Source organism: Pandoraea iniqua (assembly GCF_902459685.1).
GTDB classification, from domain to species: domain Bacteria; phylum Pseudomonadota; class Gammaproteobacteria; order Burkholderiales; family Burkholderiaceae; genus Pandoraea; species Pandoraea iniqua.
The window spans coordinates 94,427-112,900 of the sequence record NZ_CABPSF010000009.1; the positions used below are offsets into that span (position 1 = coordinate 94,427).

At 63.5% G+C, this 18,474-nt stretch carries 20 protein-coding genes; 11 read left to right on the top strand and 9 right to left on the bottom strand.

The annotated features are described in order from the left end of the window. Positions 1-15: 15 nt before the first annotated feature. The 4 genes from PIN31009_RS24160 to PIN31009_RS24175 form a co-directional block, all read right to left on the bottom strand. Positions 16-471, bottom strand: coding sequence for a CoA-binding protein (locus PIN31009_RS24160; RefSeq protein WP_058376503.1), 456 nt, complete (start codon positions 469-471; stop codon positions 16-18). A 758-nt stretch (positions 472-1,229) separates the two neighbouring features. Then, on the bottom strand, positions 1,230-2,021 hold the full coding sequence (gene otnI, locus PIN31009_RS24165) for a 2-oxo-tetronate isomerase (RefSeq protein ID WP_150791795.1): 792 nt from the start codon (positions 2,019-2,021) through the stop codon (positions 1,230-1,232). A gap of 50 nt (positions 2,022-2,071) precedes the next feature. After that, positions 2,072-2,602 (bottom strand): energy transducer TonB family protein, encoded by a 531-nt coding sequence (locus tag PIN31009_RS24170; protein WP_150791796.1) that lies wholly within the window; start codon positions 2,600-2,602, stop codon positions 2,072-2,074. A 144-nt stretch (positions 2,603-2,746) separates the two neighbouring features. Next, positions 2,747-3,994: a dienelactone hydrolase family protein gene (locus PIN31009_RS24175; protein WP_150682485.1), complete on the bottom strand. Its 1,248-nt coding sequence runs from the start codon at positions 3,992-3,994 to the stop codon at positions 2,747-2,749. A gap of 338 nt (positions 3,995-4,332) precedes the next feature. Here PIN31009_RS24175 and arsC point away from each other — a divergent pair, with 338 nt between their 5' ends. Next, the gene (gene arsC / locus PIN31009_RS24180; protein WP_087691018.1) at positions 4,333-4,689 is read left to right on the top strand and encodes an arsenate reductase (glutaredoxin); all 357 of its coding nucleotides are present in this window, start codon (positions 4,333-4,335) and stop codon (positions 4,687-4,689) included. Between the two features lie 91 nt (positions 4,690-4,780). Here arsC and PIN31009_RS24185 read toward each other — a convergent pair whose 3' ends face one another. Together PIN31009_RS24185 and PIN31009_RS24190 are read right to left on the bottom strand one after the other, a co-directional pair. Then, complete coding sequence (locus tag PIN31009_RS24185) at positions 4,781-5,548, bottom strand: 3'-5' exonuclease family protein (protein ID WP_150791797.1); 768 nt, start codon at positions 5,546-5,548, stop codon at positions 4,781-4,783. Next, positions 5,545-6,201, bottom strand: a complete 657-nt coding sequence (locus PIN31009_RS24190; protein WP_150791798.1) for an MBL fold metallo-hydrolase — start codon at positions 6,199-6,201, stop codon at positions 5,545-5,547. Before PIN31009_RS24190 ends, PIN31009_RS24185 begins: the two co-directional genes overlap by 4 nt. A gap of 246 nt (positions 6,202-6,447) precedes the next feature. Between PIN31009_RS24190 and PIN31009_RS24195 the strand changes: the two genes are divergently transcribed. The 4 genes from PIN31009_RS24195 to PIN31009_RS24210 all read left to right on the top strand — a co-directional run bounded on the left by PIN31009_RS24195 (position 6,448) and on the right by PIN31009_RS24210 (position 10,412). Beyond that, on the top strand, positions 6,448-7,050 hold the full coding sequence (locus tag PIN31009_RS24195; RefSeq protein WP_150791799.1) for a septal ring lytic transglycosylase RlpA family protein: 603 nt from the start codon (positions 6,448-6,450) through the stop codon (positions 7,048-7,050). Between the two features lie 501 nt (positions 7,051-7,551). After that, complete coding sequence (locus tag PIN31009_RS24200) at positions 7,552-8,538, top strand: ABC transporter substrate-binding protein (protein ID WP_150682482.1); 987 nt, start codon at positions 7,552-7,554, stop codon at positions 8,536-8,538. Positions 8,539-8,706: 168 nt separating this feature from the next. Beyond that, on the top strand, positions 8,707-9,615 hold the full coding sequence (locus PIN31009_RS24205) for an ABC transporter permease (protein ID WP_150682481.1): 909 nt from the start codon (positions 8,707-8,709) through the stop codon (positions 9,613-9,615). 2 nt (positions 9,616-9,617) lie between these two features. Further along, positions 9,618-10,412 (top strand): ABC transporter ATP-binding protein, encoded by a 795-nt coding sequence (locus tag PIN31009_RS24210; RefSeq protein WP_087721949.1) that lies wholly within the window; start codon positions 9,618-9,620, stop codon positions 10,410-10,412. Positions 10,413-10,487: 75 nt separating this feature from the next. Here PIN31009_RS24210 and PIN31009_RS24215 read toward each other — a convergent pair whose 3' ends face one another. The 3 genes from PIN31009_RS24215 to rsmI form a co-directional block, all read right to left on the bottom strand. Further along, positions 10,488-10,778 (bottom strand): type II toxin-antitoxin system RelE family toxin, encoded by a 291-nt coding sequence (locus PIN31009_RS24215; protein ID WP_150791800.1) that lies wholly within the window; start codon positions 10,776-10,778, stop codon positions 10,488-10,490. Continuing rightward, positions 10,765-11,007 (bottom strand): type II toxin-antitoxin system Phd/YefM family antitoxin, encoded by a 243-nt coding sequence (locus PIN31009_RS24220; protein ID WP_058376491.1) that lies wholly within the window; start codon positions 11,005-11,007, stop codon positions 10,765-10,767. The genes PIN31009_RS24215 and PIN31009_RS24220 overlap by 14 nt, the downstream gene beginning before the upstream one ends. A 189-nt stretch (positions 11,008-11,196) precedes the next feature. Next, positions 11,197-12,081 carry a 16S rRNA (cytidine(1402)-2'-O)-methyltransferase gene (gene rsmI / locus PIN31009_RS24225; protein ID WP_150791801.1) on the bottom strand — a complete coding sequence of 295 codons (885 nt, stop codon included), beginning with the start codon at positions 12,079-12,081 and terminating at the stop codon, positions 11,197-11,199. Between the two features lie 116 nt (positions 12,082-12,197). Between rsmI and PIN31009_RS24230 the strand changes: the two genes are divergently transcribed. From PIN31009_RS24230 to PIN31009_RS24255, 6 genes are all read left to right on the top strand, one after another. Further along, the gene (locus tag PIN31009_RS24230) at positions 12,198-12,551 is read left to right on the top strand and encodes a YraN family protein (protein WP_150791802.1); all 354 of its coding nucleotides are present in this window, start codon (positions 12,198-12,200) and stop codon (positions 12,549-12,551) included. Between the two features lie 175 nt (positions 12,552-12,726). Continuing rightward, positions 12,727-13,314, top strand: coding sequence for a phosphoheptose isomerase (locus PIN31009_RS24235; protein ID WP_058376488.1), 588 nt, complete (start codon positions 12,727-12,729; stop codon positions 13,312-13,314). Between the two features lie 119 nt (positions 13,315-13,433). Continuing rightward, complete coding sequence (locus PIN31009_RS24240; RefSeq protein ID WP_150682477.1) at positions 13,434-14,207, top strand: BON domain-containing protein; 774 nt, start codon at positions 13,434-13,436, stop codon at positions 14,205-14,207. A 68-nt stretch (positions 14,208-14,275) separates the two neighbouring features. After that, the gene (locus PIN31009_RS24245; protein ID WP_150791803.1) at positions 14,276-14,728 is read left to right on the top strand and encodes a c-type cytochrome; all 453 of its coding nucleotides are present in this window, start codon (positions 14,276-14,278) and stop codon (positions 14,726-14,728) included. Positions 14,729-14,763: 35 nt separating this feature from the next. Then, the gene (locus PIN31009_RS24250) at positions 14,764-16,068 is read left to right on the top strand and encodes an FCSD flavin-binding domain-containing protein (protein ID WP_425495515.1); all 1,305 of its coding nucleotides are present in this window, start codon (positions 14,764-14,766) and stop codon (positions 16,066-16,068) included. Between the two features lie 216 nt (positions 16,069-16,284). Beyond that, a complete protein-coding gene (locus PIN31009_RS24255; RefSeq protein ID WP_150682474.1) occupies positions 16,285-18,087 on the top strand; it encodes a ShlB/FhaC/HecB family hemolysin secretion/activation protein in 1,803 nt (600 codons plus the stop codon). The last annotated feature ends 387 nt before the right edge of the window (positions 18,088-18,474 follow it).

Below are 18,474 nucleotides of genomic sequence, written 5' to 3' on the forward strand. Positions count from 1 at the left end.
GTCGTCTTGAAGCGCTTAGGACTGACCCGCGCCGAGCATCTGCCAGCGCTGGTGTTCGATCTTGACGCAGCGATCCATCACGACATCGAGCCCGGCCGCCAATGCCACGGCCGCCGCATCGTCGTTCTCGATACCCAACTGCATCCACAAACTGTTGGCGCCAATGGCCACGGCTTCATCCGCAATGGGCGGGATGTCGGCGCTGCGCCGGAAACAGTCGACCATCTGAATCTGCACCCCTTCGGTGCGTAGCGCATCGGCCGCCTCGGTGAGGCTGGCGTACACGGTCTCGCCCAGAATGGGCTCGCCACTGTCGGCTGCCTGCGGGTTGACCGGCACGATGCGGTACCCGTGCTGCTGCATATAGCGCGAGGTGGTGAAGCTCGGGCGGTCAGGCCGCGGCGATAAGCCCACCACCGCGATGACGCGGTCGCGCGCAAGGATCTGTGCCAGTCGTTCGATGGTTTCCATGCGGGGTCGGCCCGTCCGGCCGATGAGTCAACGGTTGGACTGCGAAGTTGGGTGGCGTTTTATGCTGCCACGCACAAAGACCGAACTTAGCACATTGACGCGGAGGACGTGAAACCGGGGCTGGCGACGGCCAAGGTGAGCGGTGTCACTCAGCGAGGTTGCCGACCGGTGGTCGGGGATGACGCGATATTAGACAAGTTACTCAGGACGACGAATCAAGTGACGAATTCGGTGTTACGCGTCAAACGCTTGCCGGACAAGGAGAGTGATGCCCATTTTCGAGGCGTTTTCGGGCCGAGGTGTTACAACCTGAAACACTTTGTTACCCCTCGGCCCAGACGTTTCAACCACAATGCATCTCAACGCTGAAGTGCTTATCCCCCGGTAACACAGCAGCGCGACTGTATCGGCAACGAGCGTCCCCCGGCGCGATTTGCAAGCTGGTTCGATACAGTGCTCCGAATCTGGTCTCCTCGCGCTAACCCCGTAGCGTGTGGTTTTGGCGGGCCCAAGTGTCCCGCCATTTTTTTGTCCGCAACGTCCTACATCTTTTCTCACCCGTTCTCCGACACGCCCGCAAAACACGTGGGCACGCGCTCGTCTCGACGCGCTGAATTGCGGTATGCAAACGGTTTCTTTTGCGCTCGGTGACATCGCGCGTCACACAAATGCTTCGCCATCCGAGTGAAATTCGGAAATCGATTTACCCCTGCGTAATTTTTCTCGGCACGTCCTTCATTGCATCACCGGTTGGGTGATCAACGTGCGGCACCGCGCAACCACGGTTTGAGCCAGCCGAGGCCCGCACGCGTTTCGCCCTGCGGACGATATTCGCAACCGATCCAGCCCGCGTAACCCAACTCATCCAGCAACCGGAAGAGGAACGGATAGTTGACTTCGCCGGTGTCGGGTTCATGCCGCGCGGGCACGCCCGCGACCTGCACGTGCCCGATATTCGCAATGTGCTGGCGTAACTTCATCGCGAGGTCGCCTTCGACGATCTGGCAGTGATACGCGTCGAATTGCACTTTGAGGTTGCTGGCGCCGACTTCCTGACGAATGGCCTGCGCCTGATCCTGACGTGTGAGGAAGTAGCGCGGGAAGTCTCGTGGGTTGATCGGCTCGATCAGGATGGTCACGCCGTGGGCCGCTGCTTGTCCGGCGGCATAGGCGAGGTTGTCCAGATAGACGGCGCGGCATTGCTCGGGTGACTGCGACGCGTCGGGGCAGCCCGCCATCACGTGCAACTGGCGGCAGCCGAGCGTGTCGGCGTAGTCGAGTGCGAGTTCGAGACCGTCGCGAAACTGGGCTTCGCGCCCCGGCAGCGCGGCGAGACCGCGCTCGCCGCTGGCCCAATCGCCGCCCGGGGTATTGAAGAGCACTTGTGTGAGGCCGGCGTCGTCGAGTCGCGCGCGTACTTCGTTGGCCGGGTGCTCATAGGGAAACAGGCATTCCACCCCACGGAAGCCATCGGCGGCGGCCTCGCGGAAACGTTCCAGAAACGGGACTTCCTGATAGAGCAGGGTCAGGTTCGCAGCAAATCGCGGCATGGTCAGACTCTCCGTCGCGTGAAGCGGATGGGCATATGCCCGTCACGATATCACTGGCCGTCGACCTGAGGCGCGGCCACGCTGCGAACCTGAAAGCGGCCGTCGTTGTTGAATAGCCATGTCTCGACGGCGCGCACCCGGCCGCTGCTGTCGACCAGCGCACGGCTTGGCGCCGGCAACGGACTCGCCCGGCGCAGGCTCGCCACGGCAATGCGCTCGGCCTCGTGATCGCCGTTGCTGCGATAAAGGAGCACCTGCGTGATGTTGCCGTTGCGATCGACCCAGTATTCCAGCGACACGACGGAGCGCAGCATCGGCTGCGGATTGCCCGGGGTGATCTGCTTCGCGTTGACCTCGGTCACGCGTTGCGCGGCGGCGATCTTGTATTGTTCGAGCGCGGTGAGCGGCACGTTGCCGGGCGTGAAGTTGAGGATGAGCGGCGATTTGGGGGCGAAGTCGGGATTGGCGCAACCGGTCAGCATCGCGAGGCTGCCGATCACGCTGGCAATCAGTCCCCGGCCGACGGCTCGCCGGCAAGGTGCGCAACAGGGGTGCGCACTGGGAGAAGATTCGATTTTCATGGGCGTCTCCTGCCAAATCAGCGACGCTTCTTTGTCTTGCCACGTCCTGCTCACGTTCTGCTATCCGATGGCCGCCGCAAACGCGATATTCAAACCTTCAAACCTTGATGCCCGCGACGGCCATCGTGAATCACCTGCGCCTACTTAGTGCGGCCGGGTGCCGAACGACCAGTTCGGCATCAGCGTGTTGGACGGCAGATTCTCATCCTGCAATTTGCGCGCCGTCTCGATGCCGGCGACCGGCAAGCCGGTGGGATCGAGCAGCCCGATCTGCACCAGCACGCTCGCCTGATCCCAATAGATATGCTCGTGCTCGAGCTTGCCGCCGCGAAATCGCACGATGGCTACCAGCGGAATCTCGACACGGCGTCCGGTCGGCGCCACACCCGGCAGCATCCAGTCGACCGGCGTCGTGTGCGTGAAGCAGAACAATAGTTCGTCGACTAGTTGGGTCGCGCCGATGGTGCGCGAGATCGGCACCAGCTTGGTATCCGGCGGGTTGCTGTTGACGAAGTGATTGCGATAGAAGTGCGCGAGTTGCTGGTGACCGACCCCGCCCGTCATCGTGGGGATGTGATTGACGTAGGGCTCGTCGACCATGGTCTTCATCAGCGGATCGATCTCGCGGATGGCGAATTCGTACGCGCAGTGCGTTTCCCAAAGGGAGGCGAAATCGAAGTGCGGACCGATGACCCGGCGCAGCGCGCCGATGGTGCGCTGGTGCGCAAGCTGATTCGCCGACCGGTTGAAGTGCTCGCCGGGCCGGGCAAATGCGTGATCGGCGTCGGGGTACGTATAGAGGGTGACGTTGGGGTGTTCGCCCAGCTTGGCGTTGAGTGTCTCGCGAACTTCGGCCGGGGCATATTTGTCGAGTTCGGCAATATGCAGCACGAGCGGCGGATGGTCGCCGGCGAGTTCTTCCACATGCTGTTCCAGCCCGACGCCGTAGTAACCCACGGCGACATCGGCGCTGGTGCGCGTGACGGAGAGTGCGGCGAGTTTGCCGCCGAGGCAATAGCCGACGACACCGACACCGCCCACGCATTCGGGCAGTGCGCGCACGGCATCGACGGTTGCGCCCACGTCTTCCATGCCGAGATCGACGTCGAAGCTCTGGAATAGCGCAAACGCCCGCTGCCAGCCACCCGGTGAGTAGTCGAGTTCGATGCCCGGCTCGATGCGCCAGAACAGGTCGGGGGCGAGTACGACGTAGCCCTCTTCGGCGTAGCGGTCGGCAAGTTCGCGGATGTGCGCGTTCACGCCGAAAATCTCCTGACATAGCACCAGGCCCGGGCCCTTGTTGTTGCCGCCCTTGCTCGCGTCGGGTAAGGCGAGATACGCCTGAAAGGTCTTGCCGTCGCGCGACTCGATGCTGATGAAGCGTCCTGCCATGTCACTGTCTCCTGAGGGGCCGGATCGTCCCGCAGACAGCGCTCATCGCCTAGCTTAGGCGGTGCACGCGCGCTGCGCCGCGCGGTAAACCCGCAGCGGTGCGGCCGGGCGCGCCACTGTGCCGGTCAGAGGCAAGGGTCGGGCGCTGCCGTCGGTTCGATACGCGGACATTACGGTGAAGTTGCGGGGTAACAATCAGGTGATGCGGATCAGTTACTGCGGGTCAGTTACTGGGTCTGTGCTGTGACCTCAGTAGCGGCATTCGACGATACCATGCATACTCGGAGCGCACGTTCGAAGGGTGAACGTTTGCCCGTTTTTGACGCATTGGAGTAACCATGATTACCGTGTATCACAACCCGCGCTGCTCGAAGTCGCGCGAAGCGCTGGCGCTGGTGGAAGGCTCGCCAGCCGTGGGCGGCAGCGATCTGCAAATCATCGAATATCTGAAGACACCGCCGAAGGCGGCAGAACTCAAGCGCCTGCAAAAACTGCTGGGCGTGCCCGTGCGCGAAATGATTCGCAGCAACGAGACGGAGTACACGGAATTGGGGCTGTCGGACAAAGAGTTGACCGACGATGAGTTGCTGGCGGCGATCGCGAAGCATCCGAAGCTGCTGCAACGGCCCATCGTCGTCAACGGCGACAAGGCCGTGATCGCTCGTCCGCCGGAACTGGCGAACGAGGTGCTGTAAGTGCGATTTAAGGACGAGGGGTCTTAGGTCAGCTAAGTCGGCTAAGTCGGCAGGAGGGGGCGAGGCCCCCGCAGCGCGGCGGCGCAATGACTCAACGTTGCGCCGTACTGTCCTTCTCCGGGCCAGCCTCGGCGGCCGGGGCTTCGGTCGATTCAGCCGCCGCTGCTGCCGCTTGTGCCGCCGCCGAGCCGAACACCGGCTTATCAGCATTGGCCGTCAACCCGGCGCCCTGCCATTCGGGCAACGCGGCCAGCGTCTTCTGCTGTTCGCGCAGCTCCGCCAGCATGTTGCAGAAGAGGGCGCCTTGTTCGAGTGCGTCGTCGAGCGCCACGTGCGTGTGCGGCAGCGGGTCGAGCCACACCTGCGGCAAACGCGGCTTGATGCACTTGCGATACGGCATGCCCGTCATCGCAAACGCCAGCGTCTTGATGTCGAGTGCCGACCACGAGAACGGGCAACGGCCGACAAAACGCATCATGTACCAGAACATGAACGTGAAATCGAACCCCGCCGGGTACGCAACGAACACCGGCTTGCCCGGCAACTTCTCCACCCACTTCACGTACGCCTTCAATGCCTTGGCCGGATCTTCCGGATCGATACGGCAGGCTGCCCACGCTTCGGGTTCGGTCTTCCACCACTTCATCGTGAGCGGATGGCCCTTGGCGTCGGGCAAAAATTCCAGATTCGCGCTGAAGGTGCCGATCAGTTCCTTGTCGGCCGTGTAGGCCGCCGAGGCAAAGCTCAGCATCGAGTGCGGGCCGGGAATCGGACCGTCGGCCTCGACGTCGGTGCTGACAAAAATCTCTTCGTCGACGGGGATGATGCGCGACGGCACGCGGGAGACGGCGGTGCTCATGCGCCGCTCCGGGCGAGCACGGCGTCGGCCACGTACGGATTGGTCTCACGCTCCTGACCGAAGGTGGACACGGGGCCATGCCCCGGGATGAAGGTGACGTCGTCGCCCAGCGGCCAGAGTTTGTCGCGAATCGACGCGATCAGGTCGGCATGGTTGCCGCGCGGGAAGTCGGTGCGGCCGATGGACCCGGCAAACAGCACGTCGCCGACACTCGCCAGACGCTCATCGGCCGAGAAGAACACCACGTGGCCCGGCGTGTGGCCCGGGCAATGAAAGACATTCAGCGTGACGTCGCCGAAGTTGACGGTATCGCCATCGCCCAGCCAGCGGTCGGGCGTGAAGCTCTGCGGCTCGGGAAAACCGAAGCGCGCGCTCTGGGCTTCCAGTTGGTCGATCCAGAAGGCGTCGTCGGGATGCGGACCTTCGATGGGCACTTCGTATTTGGCCGCTAGTTCGCCGGCACCGCCGCAATGGTCCAGATGGCCGTGCGTGAGGAAGATCTTTTCCAGCGTCACCCCTTGGCGCTCGATTTCGCCGACGATGCGGTCGATATCGCCGCCCGGGTCGACCACGGCGGCCCGTTGGGTCGCGTCGCAGACGAGCAGCGTGCAGTTCTGTTGGAAAGGCGTGACGGGAATCAGGGTGACGTTCATGAGGTATCGGGGACGCGGTTTTCGCTTATTGTAAGTCGGGCAGGGGGCTCGCCGCCTGCACAGCGACGTACTCAGCGCGCGCGAATTAGGCGGTGCCCAGCTGAAATCGCCCGCCGGGCGGGGGCTTCGGGTGTTACATCGCTTTTGCGTAACGCTTTGTAAACAAGCCACGCCATGTAAGTGAACGCTCGCTGATGGGTTGACTTTGACGGCGTGTTAAACTTGCGGGCTATGCGAACACGCGACATGCTCACACGGTTCGCGGTCGGCTGCGCCCTCGCCCTGACGTTGACAGCCTGCACAACGCCGCTCGAACCCCCCAGCCAGACGGCTGCCGCCCCCTCGGCGACAGACGTCCGCACGCGCTCGCGTGAAGCCAACGCACCGGTTGGCTCAAGCTTCGATCTTCACTGGCCCGGCCGGGCCTACCGTAACGAAGGCCTGAACCCCGGCGACCCGAATGCCCCGGACCGCGATGGCGAAGCGCGCCTGCGCGCCGATGCGGGCACGTTCTATCAAACTGGCACGGCCTCGTGGTACGGCAAGAAGTTTCACGGCCGGCGTACCGCCACCGGCGAGGCGTTCGACATGAACGACCTGACGGCCGCGCATCCCACCCTGCCACTGGCGAGTTTCGTCCTCGTGCGTAACGTTGCCAACGACAAGACGGTGGTGGTGAAGATCAACGATCGCGGGCCGTACACGCGCAACCGCATCATCGATCTCTCCTACGGTGCCGCCAAACAGCTCGATTTCATTCGCTCGGGCCACGCGAAGGTCGAAATCCGCCGTTTGTCGCGTAGTGAAGTCGCTGCCCTCGGTCTCGACCAAAGCAACAACGCGCCCTGAGCGCGGGGTTTCGCCCGCGTAATCTCTCCGCTGTATTCCCCTCGCTGTATTCCTCTCGCGTCATCCGTTCTTCGCGGCCCATGCCGGTGCCTGCGGATAGCATGCCGTCTCGAATTCGAATCGGACGCGTCTTAAAAAGTGGGACACCATCGGTCACCTTCTGACGCGAATCGCGTAACACGTCCCGGTTTTTTCACCATGAATTGGCCGTTTCGGCGTATCTCATTGGCTGAACGCTTCGCATGAATGTGCGCGGGGATGAATGCGCGCGCCCGAATCGACTAATTTTTTTCCGATTGCCGCACAGTTCTGCCAGTGTTTGGGCGCAATCCGATATGTGGCGGGCCTCGCCATCGGTTGCGTTGGCAACCGTTGTTCGCGGGTGGGGATGTGGGTAGACTGTGCCCCACGCGCAGGTGCACGCTTTAAGTGCATCCGAATGAGGCCCGCAGAGACCCGGGCACGGCGCACCTTTCAAAAAGCAATCCTGGAGGAGTTTTGATGTCGACCATGGGCAAATACGCCAAGCGCACCCTGTTGTGCGCGGTGGCCGCAACGTTGTTGGGGACAACCGGCGCCGCATTCGCGCAGGCTACGAAGTCGGTGGCCGTGCTGGCCATCGTGGAGCACCCGGCACTCGACGCCATCCGTGACGGCGCGCGCGACGAACTCAAGGCAGAAGGTTTCGAAGCCGGCAAGAACCTCAAGTGGGAATATCAAAGCGCACAGGGCAACGTGTCGACCGCGGCGCAGATCGCCCGCAAGTTCGTCGGCGACAAGCCGGACGCGATCATCGGTATCGCCACGCCGACGGCTCAGGCTGTCGCTGCCGCCACGAAGAGCGTGCCGCTGGTGTACTCGGGTGTGACCGATCCGGTTGCTGCACAACTGGTCAAGAGCTGGGACGCTTCGGGCACCAACGTGACCGGCGTGTCGGACAAGCTGCCGCTCGACAAGCAGGTGGCTCTCATCAAGCGTGTCGTGCCGAACGCCAAGCGCGTGGGCATGGTGTACAACCCGGGCGAAGCCAATTCGGTCGTGGTCGTCAACGAACTCAAGAAGCTGCTGCCCGCCGCGGGCCTGACGCTGGTTGAAGCCGCTGCACCGCGTACCGTCGACATCAGCTCGGCGGCCAACAGTCTGGTCGGCAAGGTCGACGTGATTTACACCAACACGGACAACAACGTCGTGTCGGCTTACGAGTCGCTGGTGAAGGTTGCCAATGATCGCAAGATCCCGCTGGTGGCGTCGGACACCGACAGCGTGAAGCGTGGTGCCATCGCTGCACTGGGCATCAACTACTACGACCTGGGCCGTCAGACGGGCAAGGTGGTGGTGCGCATTCTGAAGGGTGAAAAGCCGGGTGCGATCGCTTCGCAGACCAGCTCGAATCTGGAACTGTTCGTCAACACGGCGGCGGCTGCCAAGCAAGGCGTGACGCTGTCGGACGATCTGGTGAAAGAAGCCAAGACGGTCATCAAGCAATAACGCGAGCGTGATGCCGGTGTGGCGGGCGAACGGCCTGCCTTGCCGGTGAGCGAGAGGGCGGCGCCCGGACATGACCTGTCCCCGCCGCTCTTTTCCGCTTGAGTCCCCCCAACGGCGTGCTTCACCGAGACCCGGTGCGGACCGTCTTGTGTAGTGGAATTACGAAAAATGTCCCTTTTTTCTATGATGGGCGCCCTGGAGATCGGCTTGATCTTCAGTCTGGTGGCGCTCGGGGTGCTGATCTCCTTTCGCATCCTCAATTTTCCCGACCTGACCGTTGACGGCAGCTTTGCGCTCGGCGGTGCCGTGGCGGCAACGCTGATCGCCGGTGGCACGAATCCGTTCGTGGCCACGGCCGGCGCGATGGCGGCGGGTGCCACGGCAGGGTTCATTACCGGCTGGCTCAATGTGCGCCTGAAGATCATGGATCTGCTCGCCAGTATCCTGATGATGATCGCGCTCTATTCGGTGAACCTGCGTGTGATGGGCGCACCGAACGTGCCGCTGATCACCTCGCCGACGGTCTTCACGATGCTGTTGCCCGAGAATGCCCCGCAATGGCTGCCTGACTTCGTGCTGCGTCCGCTCATGCTGTTGGTCGTGGTGGCGGTGGTGAAGCTGGGTCTCGACTATTTCTTCTCGTCGCAGCAGGGTCTGGCCATGCGCTCGACCGGTGTGAATTCTCGTATGGCGCGCGCGCAAGGCGTGAACACGGGGCACGAGATTCTGGCGGGGATGGCGTTGTCGAATGCGCTGGTGGCGCTTGCCGGTGCCCTGTTTGCGCAGTCGCAGGGCGGGGCGGATATCTCGATGGGGATCGGTACCATCGTGATCGGTCTGGCGGCGGTGATTATCGGCGAGACGATCTTGCCGGCACGGCGACTCATTCTCACGACGTTGGCGGTGGTGGTTGGGGCGGTGTTGTATCGCTTCTTCATCGCGCTGGCGCTCAATAGCGATTTCATCGGTCTGAAGGCGCAGGACCTGAACTTGGTGACGGCCTTGCTCGTTGCGGTGGCACTGGTGTTGCCGGCCACGCGTCGCAAGCTGTTTCCGCGCAAGAACGGGGGTGCCTGATCATGTTGAGCGCAAAAGACCTGAAAATCACTTTCAACCCGGGTACGCCGATTGAGAACCGTGCGCTGCGCGGCATGTCGCTGGACATTCCGACGGGGCAATTCGTGACGGTGATCGGTTCGAACGGGGCGGGCAAGTCGACGTTTCTGAACGCGATCAGTGGCGACTTGATTGTCGACACGGGCACGATTTCGATCGACGGCAACGACGTTACGAAGAAGACGGCGTGGCAGCGGGCGAGTCAGGTGGCACGGGTGTTTCAGGACCCGATGGCGGGCACCTGCGAGGCGTTGACCATTGAAGAGAACATGGCGCTGGCGGTGAAGCGTGGCGAGAGCCGCAGTTTCCGGCTGGCGCTGAACAAGCCGTTGCGCGAGCGGTTCCGCGAGAAGCTGAGTCTGCTGAATCTGGGGCTCGAGAATCGTCTGTCGGACCGTATCGGCCTGCTCTCGGGCGGTCAGCGTCAGGCGGTGAGTCTGCTGATGGCATCGTTGCAGCCGTCGCGCATTCTGCTGCTCGACGAACACACGGCGGCACTCGACCCGAAGACGGCGGCGTTCGTGCTGGAACTGACGGCGCGCATCGTGCAGGAGAGCAAGCTGACGGCGATGATGGTCACGCACAGCATGCGTCAGGCGCTGGACTACGGCGACCGTACGGTGATGCTCCATCAGGGCAAAGTCGTGCTGGACGTGTCGGGTGAGGAGCGCAAGGGACTGGACGTCCCCGACCTGCTCCAGATGTTCGAGCGCACTCGCGGCGAACAACTCGACGACGACGCGCTACTGCTGAGCTAATCGGCCGATTGGCAAATCCGCAGAATGAAAAAGCCCGCTTCGGCGGGCTTTTTCTTGGGTGAGGCACGATAGGAATTATTGAATCCGTCGGCGCGCGGTGCGATAAGCCGCAAGATTTTCGCGCTTTCCGACGGCCAGCACGAGAACGGTGACAGTCGCGTCTTCAACGCGGTACACGAGTCGATAACCGACCGACGCGAGTTTTATCTTGTAGCAACCCGGCATCGCACGCAGTTGGCTGGCGGCTACGCGAGGATGTCGCAGGCGATCTCGTAAGCGTGCTTTGAATTGCTGCGCAATGGTGGCGTCAAGCGCCCGCCATTCTTTGAGGGCAGAAGGTAAGAATTGCAGGTCATAGGTCGTCAAGCTTCGTACTCACCGGCGTTTCGCCGGCACGCGAGCGGATGATGTCGGCGAGTTCGGCGTCGTCGAGGCGGTCGCAAATGGCTTCCCAATCGGCAGCAGGGATAAGGTAGGCCACGGGCTTATTGCGATTCAGGATGGCGACGGGGCCGTCGGCGCGCTCAATGGCGGCGCTGGGGTTCAGTTTCAATTCGCTGATTCCGATCGATGCGCGGGCTAGGATGTTTTTCATCTCACGTCTCATAGGGCCCGGGGGGAGGCGGTCGGCATGCTGGCATGCACCGACCGAGACCATACAATTGCGTCCATCATAGGTCGGCTGCCGGTGCAATGGATTGGGCAATCGCCAGAATTACCCACGGCGTATTCCGAATTGGAAGCGGGCCTGCCGCTCCCGTGATTCCCACGACTTCTCAGCGGATCAGCCGTTTTTCAGCGCCAGCGCCCGTTCATATAGCGCGTTTTTCGGCGCGCCGGTAATCGCGGCAGCCAGCTTGGCGGCGCTCTTCGTCGGCAACTCAGCCACCAGCAACGCCAGCACACGCTGCGCTTCGGCATCCACGCCATCGTCGGTCGTACTGGCCGCCGCACCCGACACCACCAGCACGAACTCGCCTCGCTGACGGTTGGCGTCCGCTTTCAGCCACGCTTCGCCGTCGCCCAGCGCGCACTCGTGAATATCTTCGAAACGCTTGGTCAACTCGCGGCCGATCAGCAGCTTTCGCTCCGCCCCGAGCCCATCAGCCAATGCGGCAACGGTCTCGACGATTCGGTGCGGCGCCTCGTAGAACACCTGCGCTGCGGTGGCGCCCGCCAACGCCGTAATGGCCTGCGCGCGCTGCTGCGACTTCGACGGCAAGAAGCCGACGAACGTGAACGTTTCCACCCACGCGCCCGCTACCGAGAGCAAGGTGACGATTGCACTCGCGCCCGGCACCGGCACCACGCCCAGCCCAGCAGCACGCACTGCATCGACGAGCCGCGCCCCCGGATCGGAGATGCCGGGGGTGCCGGCGTCCGAAATATAAGCAATGCGCTCGCCCGCCCGCAAACGCTCCACAAGCCGCGTCGCTACGGTGTTTTCGTTATGTTCGTGCGCCGCAATCAGCGGCTTGTCGATGCCGTAACGCTGCAACAACTGCGCGCTGTTGCGCGTATCTTCACAGGCAATGGCGTCGGCCATGCCGAGCACGTGAAGGGCGCGCACCGAAATGTCCGCCATGTTGCCGAGCGGCGTGGCCACGACATAGAGCGTGCCGGTGGGGTAGTGCTGACCTTCGGCCAGCGACATCAGGCGTTCGTCCATCTCAGCAGCCTCCCGCCGTCGGTGCGACCGCGTCGCAAGTTGCATGAAGCCGGTCGACGTCGCAGGCAGCGAAGGCAGCGAACGCGGGGCACATCGGGGTACAGATCGGAACAACCATGTCGAATCAGCTTGGAGAATCGTTTGAAGCCCGCGCTCAGGCGATGCTGGAGCGCCGCGGCTGGCGGCTCGTCGCGCGCAATTACCGGTGCCGCGGCGGCGAAATCGACCTCATTATGCGCGATCGCGCCGGGGTGCTGGTGTTCGTCGAGGTGCGCGCCCGCCGCCGAACGGACTTCGGCGGGGCCGCCGCGAGCATCACCGCTGCCAAACGCCGGCGCCTGACGCTCGCGGCGCGACACTATCTGCTCAGGCGTCCGGCCGGGCGCTGCCGCTTCGACGTCGTGGCTTTCGACGGGCATCCCGCCGTGGTCAGCTGGCTGCCCGACGCGTTCCGTGCGGACGACGCGTGACTTCGGTATGACGAAACCCCGCCGGGCGCGCCCTGTTACACTTGCGAAAGTGCCGTCTCCGAGTGTCCTCGGGCTTTTCCGGGATTTTCAGGGTGACGGCTTTGATCGTCGGCCATGCAGGGACACTGCGCCCACACCGGGCCGACAGCTTTTGCGACACCCTGGCTCAACGACCATGTCGATCGAACGAATTCAACAACACTTCACGGATAGCGTCGAAACCAAGCTGGCCGCGCGCGACGTGCTCGCCGACCCCATCGCCGCCGCCGCCGAGGTCATGTTCAACGCGCTGTCCAACGGCAACAAGATCCTCGCCTGCGGTAACGGCGGATCGGCCGCCGATTGCCAGCACTTCGCCGCCGAACTCGTCGGCCGCTTCGAGCGCGAACGCCCCGAACTGCCGGCCATCGCCCTCACCACCGACTCGTCGATCCTGACCGCCGTCGGCAACGACTACAACTTCGACGCCATCTTCTCCAAGCAGGTGCGCGCGCTCGGGCAACCCGGCGACATCCTGCTGGCTATCACCACGTCGGGCAATTCGGGCAACGTGCTCGCGGCCATCGAGGCCGCGCACGAGCGCGAGATGCATGTGATCGCCCTGACAGGCAAAGGCGGCGGCAAGGTCAACGCGGTGCTCGGCGAACTGGACGTCCACATCTGCGTGCCGGCCGATCGTACGGCGCGTATTCAGGAAGTTCACCTGCTCACTATTCACTGCCTGTGCGACCTGGTCGACGCGATGCTGTTCGGCGACGCGTGAACCTAATGTCATCGTAAGGCGTCAAGATCATCACGCACACCAGTCCGCGGGGGCGGGCGGTGTCGGCAGGGGACGGCGGGGGCCGGCCCGTTCGACCCATCCAACAAGGAGAATGCCCGATGAGTTTCCAACGCGCAGTCAGGCCGCTGGTAGCGGCTGCGTTGATCACAGCAACCCTGGCCGGTTGCGCCCCCATCATCCTCGGCGGCGCTGCCACCGGGGCACTCGTCGCCACGGACCGCCGCTCGGTCGGTGCGCAGACGGAAGACCGTGAAATTCAGGTCAAGGCGGAAGCCAATACCGCCAACACGCTGACCGCCGACGCCGTGCATGTGAACGTGACCGTCTTCAACCGTCGCGTCCTGCTGACCGGCGAAGTGCCGGACGACGCCACCAAGCAACGTGCCGTGGACATCGTCAAGCAGATCAGCAACGTGCGCGGCATCGTCGACGAACTCGCCATCGCACCGAAGAGCTCGTTCGGCTCGCGCTCGAACGACGCGTGGATCACCAGCAAGGTCAAGGCGAACCTGATCAATACGAAGGAAATCTCGGCCAACGTGTTCAAGGTGGTGACCGAGCGCGGTGATGTTTATCTGATGGGCCTCGTTTCGGAAGAAGAAGGCCGCATCGCCGCCAACGTGGCCAGCCGTATCGATGGCGTGCAGAAAGTCATCAAGCTGTATGAGTACGTGAAGCCGGAAGAGGCGCAGCGTCTGTCGACCGAAGCGCAGAAGAATCCGGCCCCGGCGCAGGGTGACGACAGCAATGCCGCCACCGTGACCACGACCCCGATCGGCAACGACACCGTGACGGCCAAGCCGTTGGCGACGCCCGCACCGATCAGCGACGCGCCGATCAAGCCCGGTCCGTCCACGCGCACGGGCAACTGACGTCGCGAATGGCGCGGATTAGCGCACAGCACCCGGAGGGTTCGAACCGCCGGCATCGTCTTCGGGCGATGCCGGCGCTATTCATTCTGGGCTCGCTGGCGATCGGGATGACGGCGCCGGTAGCGGCGGCCGCACCCGCATCAGCACCCTCGGTCGCGGCCAATCCCCAACCCGACTGGCAAGCCCGTGACTGGGCGATGGCCTGCATGAGTTGCCATAACGCGGCTGCCCCGGCGACGGCAGGCAAAACCGCGTTGTCGAAACTCGAAGGGCGTCCGGCAACTGAGCTTGTCGCCGCGCTGCAAGCGCTGCGCAACGCGAAGGGGGATGGGGCCCGTCCTGCCACCCTCATGCCGCAGCTCCTCAAGGGCTATCGCGACGACGAGTTGCAACGCATCGCGGCTTACTTCGCGGCACAGCCCATTGCGCAGCCGCTTTCGCCATCTCAATCGCAGCCGCCTGCCCGGTCTCACACGGCGCCCGTCAGTCCGGCGCCCGAAGCGGCGCGCACTCACCAATAGGCCGCGCCATGCATCGTCGCGACTTTCTTCTTGGCATGAACGCGATGGCCGCACTGGCCGGCATATCCGGCATGTCCAGCATATCCGGCGCATTTGCCGCGCCGCGTGCATCGGCAGTCAGCCCATGGGTCACGCCGATCAAAGGGCGCGCCCGTGTCGTCGTCATCGGCGGCGGCTTTGGCGGTGCGACCGCCGCCAAGTATCTGCGCATGCTGTCGGGCAACACGGTCGACGTGACACTGGTCGAGCCGAACGCGGCCTTTGTGTCCGCCCCGTTGTCGAATCTTGTCGTTGGCGGCAACCTGCGCGTGAACGATCTCACCGTACCCTATGACCGCTTGGTCGCACGCCACGGTGTGGTCTGGCGGCGCACGCGCGCCAGCGCTATCGACGGCGAGCACAAGCAAGTGCAACTCGCCGACGGCAGCCGTCTCCCGTACGACAAGCTGATCGTCTCGCCGGGCATCGCGCTGCGCCACGATGCCATCGCAGGCTTCAACGACGCCGCCGTACGCGAGGCGTTGCCGGTCGGCTGGACCGACGCACGCGAGAGCGCCGCGTTGCACGCCCGCTTGCAGGCGATGCCCGAGGGCGGTGTCTTCGCCATCACGATTCCCGAAGCGCCGTTCCGCTGCCCGCCTGCGCCTTACGAGCGCGCCTGTCAGGCCGCCGCGTGGCTCAAGCAGCACAAGCCGCGCGCGAAGGTGCTCATCTTCGACGCCAACGATGACGTGCTGGCCGAAGCCGAGCAGTTTCACGAAGTCTGGCGCACACAGTTCGCCGGCATCGTTGAGTACCACCCGCAGTTCAACTGCACGGAAGTCGCGCTGGACGGCGCGAAGCAAATCGCCCGCTTCGAGTTGGGTGAAGAGGTGCGTGCGGATGTCCTGAACGTCATTCCGCCGATGCGCGCGGGCGACATTGCGACCGCGAGCGGACTCGCCACCGCCAACGATCGTTGGTGCGACGTCGATTTCCTGACCTTCGCCTCAACGGCACAACCTGACATCCATGTGCTGGGCGACGCCGTACAGATCGCGCCGCAAATGCCCAAGTCGGGCCACATGGCCAACCAGCACGGCAAGGTGTGCGCGGCGGCGATCGTCGCGACGCTGGCGGGCCGCCCGGTCAACCCCGAGCCGCTCTACAGCAACACTTGCTATACGTTCGTCTCGGCAACGCAGGCCATGCACGTCGCGAGCGTCCATCGTTACGACGCGGCGCAACGCACCATGCTGCCCGTGCCCGGCACGGGTGGCGCGTCGCCACATGCCAACCGCGACGAGTTCGCGCTCGGACTCGCGTGGGCGCAGGGAATCTGGGCCGACATGCTGGCCTGATGCGCCGCCTGACGGTATTTCGTCCTGCAAGGTAATAGTCCAGCGCGTTTGGAAGGGTTTCTCTAAGTGACGAAAGCCCGATGCCATCGCCGTCGCGCTTACTTGTCGCGCGGTTGTTGCGCGAGCGCCGCATTCCCCCTGTTTTCCTTCATTGACGGGGCCTGAGGCCTCTCGGTTACACTGGCTCCACGAAAAAATAAGCTGGGGGGCATAGGGATGGCGTATCGCCAGGGAGGGTCCCGTCTTGCGTCGCGCGACACGCGCGGGGACTCGGTCAAGACCGTTCGCAGCCGTAAAGTTGTCAGCGTAGTTCACAGCGTCCACCGTGCCGTATCGGTATCCATCACTGCTTTCACCATCGCCGGCATCGGCGTCGGGCTCACCAGCCAGCCGGCGTGGGCCGACAGCAGTCCGGTGCGCGGCGACCCGTTGCAAAGCATCCCGAAGATCGAGGCCCCCAAGGCAGCGCCTGCCACCATCCACATCCAGCCGCCCTCGCAGGACGATGCCCTCAAGGCGTTGCTGGCCCGTCCGATCACGCCGCAGCGTTTCGGTATCGAAGGCGTGAAGTCGATTCCGTTCGATCAGGTGGCGGCGCTCTTCGCGCCGATGGCCGGCAAGGAAGTGACCATCGGCGATCTGGTCGAGAAGGCCAATCAGGTCACGAAGATGTATCAGGACGCCGGCTACCTGCTGTCGTTCGCCTTCGTGCCCGCGCAGGACTTCGCCAACGGTTTCGTGCGTGTGACCATCGTCGAAGGCTATATCTCGTCCACGAAGATCACCGGCAAGCCGGGGCCGTCCGAGCAGCGTCTGCGTGATATCGCCGCACACATCGAAGCCGAACGCCCGCTCAAGCGCGCCACGTTCGAGCGCTACCTGAACCTGCTCACGCTCGTGCCCGGCATGAAGATCAAGGCCGACGTGCAGCCGCCGACGCAGACCGACGGCGCCACCGAGCTCTCGCTCGATGTCTCGCGCCAGCCGATCGCCGCGGGCACGTCGCTCTCGTATAACAACCCGGGCATTCGTGGCGTGTTCACGGTGACGAGCAACGCGCTGACGCCGTTGGGCGAACAGATTCAACTGACCGCCATCGCGCCGAAGGGGCACAACGACGAGGAGTTCTACTCGGCGTCCTATATTCAGCCGCTCGGCTCGAACGGTCTGCAAGCGCGTCTGGATGCGTCGCACTATCGCGGTCAGCCGGACGATCAGGCCCTCGCCGGGCTGACGCGCCACCTCGATACCAAGCGTGTGGCCGTGAGCCTGTCGTATCCGATTTTGCTGAACAACCAACGCAGCCTGACGGCCAGCGGCGGTATGTACGGGGTGAATTCGCGCGACCGGTACGAAGTGCCCAACTCGCCGAACTTCATCAATTCGCAAGCCAACGTGCGCGCGGCGCAGGTGCAGCTTGCCTATAACGAAGTCACCGACAAACAGACGCGCAGCGCCACGCTGGGCGTGTTCAAGGGCTTCAACGGGCTGGGCGCGAGCCAGTCGTACACCACGCAGCCTGCCGGCATTCAGCAGATTCTCGGACCGTACGATCTGGGGTTCTGGCGCTTCACGCTCGATGCGAAACAAGGCGTGGTGCTGCCGTGGGACTTCGGCGTCGTCGTCTCGGCCGGCGCACAGTACAGCAGCAACACACTGCCGACGTCTGAACAGGCCACCTTCGGGGGCACGCGCTACGGCCTTGGCTATCCGGCCGGCGAAGTGGCCGGCGACAAGGGCTGGGGCGCGTCGATCGAGATCAACCGGCTGTTCCGCACCGATTTCCGTTATCTGAAGACGGTTCAGCCCTACCTGATCGCCGACACCGCGCGCGTCTATGTGAACTACGGGCAGGTCGTACACAACAGCTTGGCGTCGGTCGGCCTCGGCGTGCGGATCTCCGACCGGAAGTACTACACGCTCGATCTGTCGGTCGCTAAGCCGATGGCCGACGCGCCGACCAATTCGACGAACCGGCCGCTGCGTTTCAACGCCAACTACTCCTACCAATTCGAGTGAGCCGCATGTGCGGTGACTCGCCGCTGACGTCATTCGGGACGTCGTACGCAGAGCAGAGTGCGCTGGTGCGACGTCCCGCGTCATTTTTCTTATCGGGTTTTTCCCTGATGCCGCCGAGGCGTGCCATGTCAGGCGCGTCGGGTGACCTGCCGTCAGGCGTTGTCACGACCCACCCGCTACGGCATAACCCGCTGCGCGCTATATCCGGCCGTATACACGGGACCGTCATTTTCACCGCGCAAATACAGCGAATGCCGCGCAATAGATCGGCCTCCGATATGTTGCAGCGCAGCTTGCTTATCTCGCCCGTTATTTCGATTATCCGTATATGCGTATGTAGGCATATACGGTCTTATTTACGCCTTCACACGAACCTGATTGTTGAAC

Excerpts from the sequence above, each read along its gene's own strand:
- PIN31009_RS24210 (WP_087721949.1), top strand. The coding sequence starts at position 9,618 with ATGTTGAGCGCAAAAGACCTGAAAATCACTTTCAACCCGGGTACGCCG.
- PIN31009_RS24195 (WP_150791799.1), top strand. The coding sequence starts at position 6,448 with ATGCTCACACGGTTCGCGGTCGGCTGCGCCCTCGCCCTGACGTTGACA.
- PIN31009_RS24250 (WP_425495515.1), top strand. The coding sequence starts at position 14,764 with ATGAACGCGATGGCCGCACTGGCCGGCATATCCGGCATGTCCAGCATA.
- PIN31009_RS24240 (WP_150682477.1), top strand. The coding sequence starts at position 13,434 with ATGAGTTTCCAACGCGCAGTCAGGCCGCTGGTAGCGGCTGCGTTGATC.
- otnI (WP_150791795.1), bottom strand. The coding sequence starts at position 2,021 with ATGCCGCGATTTGCTGCGAACCTGACCCTGCTCTATCAGGAAGTCCCG.
- PIN31009_RS24170 (WP_150791796.1), bottom strand. The coding sequence starts at position 2,602 with ATGAAAATCGAATCTTCTCCCAGTGCGCACCCCTGTTGCGCACCTTGC.
- PIN31009_RS24255 (WP_150682474.1), top strand. The coding sequence starts at position 16,285 with ATGGCGTATCGCCAGGGAGGGTCCCGTCTTGCGTCGCGCGACACGCGC.
- PIN31009_RS24235 (WP_058376488.1), top strand. The coding sequence starts at position 12,727 with ATGTCGATCGAACGAATTCAACAACACTTCACGGATAGCGTCGAAACC.
- PIN31009_RS24175 (WP_150682485.1), bottom strand. The coding sequence starts at position 3,994 with ATGGCAGGACGCTTCATCAGCATCGAGTCGCGCGACGGCAAGACCTTT.
- PIN31009_RS24230 (WP_150791802.1), top strand. The coding sequence starts at position 12,198 with ATGTCGAATCAGCTTGGAGAATCGTTTGAAGCCCGCGCTCAGGCGATG.
- PIN31009_RS24245 (WP_150791803.1), top strand. The coding sequence starts at position 14,276 with ATGCCGGCGCTATTCATTCTGGGCTCGCTGGCGATCGGGATGACGGCG.
- PIN31009_RS24160 (WP_058376503.1), bottom strand. The coding sequence starts at position 471 with ATGGAAACCATCGAACGACTGGCACAGATCCTTGCGCGCGACCGCGTC.
- PIN31009_RS24205 (WP_150682481.1), top strand. The coding sequence starts at position 8,707 with ATGTCCCTTTTTTCTATGATGGGCGCCCTGGAGATCGGCTTGATCTTC.
- PIN31009_RS24185 (WP_150791797.1), bottom strand. The coding sequence starts at position 5,548 with ATGAGCACCGCCGTCTCCCGCGTGCCGTCGCGCATCATCCCCGTCGAC.
- PIN31009_RS24200 (WP_150682482.1), top strand. The coding sequence starts at position 7,552 with ATGTCGACCATGGGCAAATACGCCAAGCGCACCCTGTTGTGCGCGGTG.
- PIN31009_RS24190 (WP_150791798.1), bottom strand. The coding sequence starts at position 6,201 with ATGAACGTCACCCTGATTCCCGTCACGCCTTTCCAACAGAACTGCACG.
- PIN31009_RS24220 (WP_058376491.1), bottom strand. The coding sequence starts at position 11,007 with ATGAAAAACATCCTAGCCCGCGCATCGATCGGAATCAGCGAATTGAAA.
- arsC (WP_087691018.1), top strand. The coding sequence starts at position 4,333 with ATGATTACCGTGTATCACAACCCGCGCTGCTCGAAGTCGCGCGAAGCG.
- rsmI (WP_150791801.1), bottom strand. The coding sequence starts at position 12,081 with ATGGACGAACGCCTGATGTCGCTGGCCGAAGGTCAGCACTACCCCACC.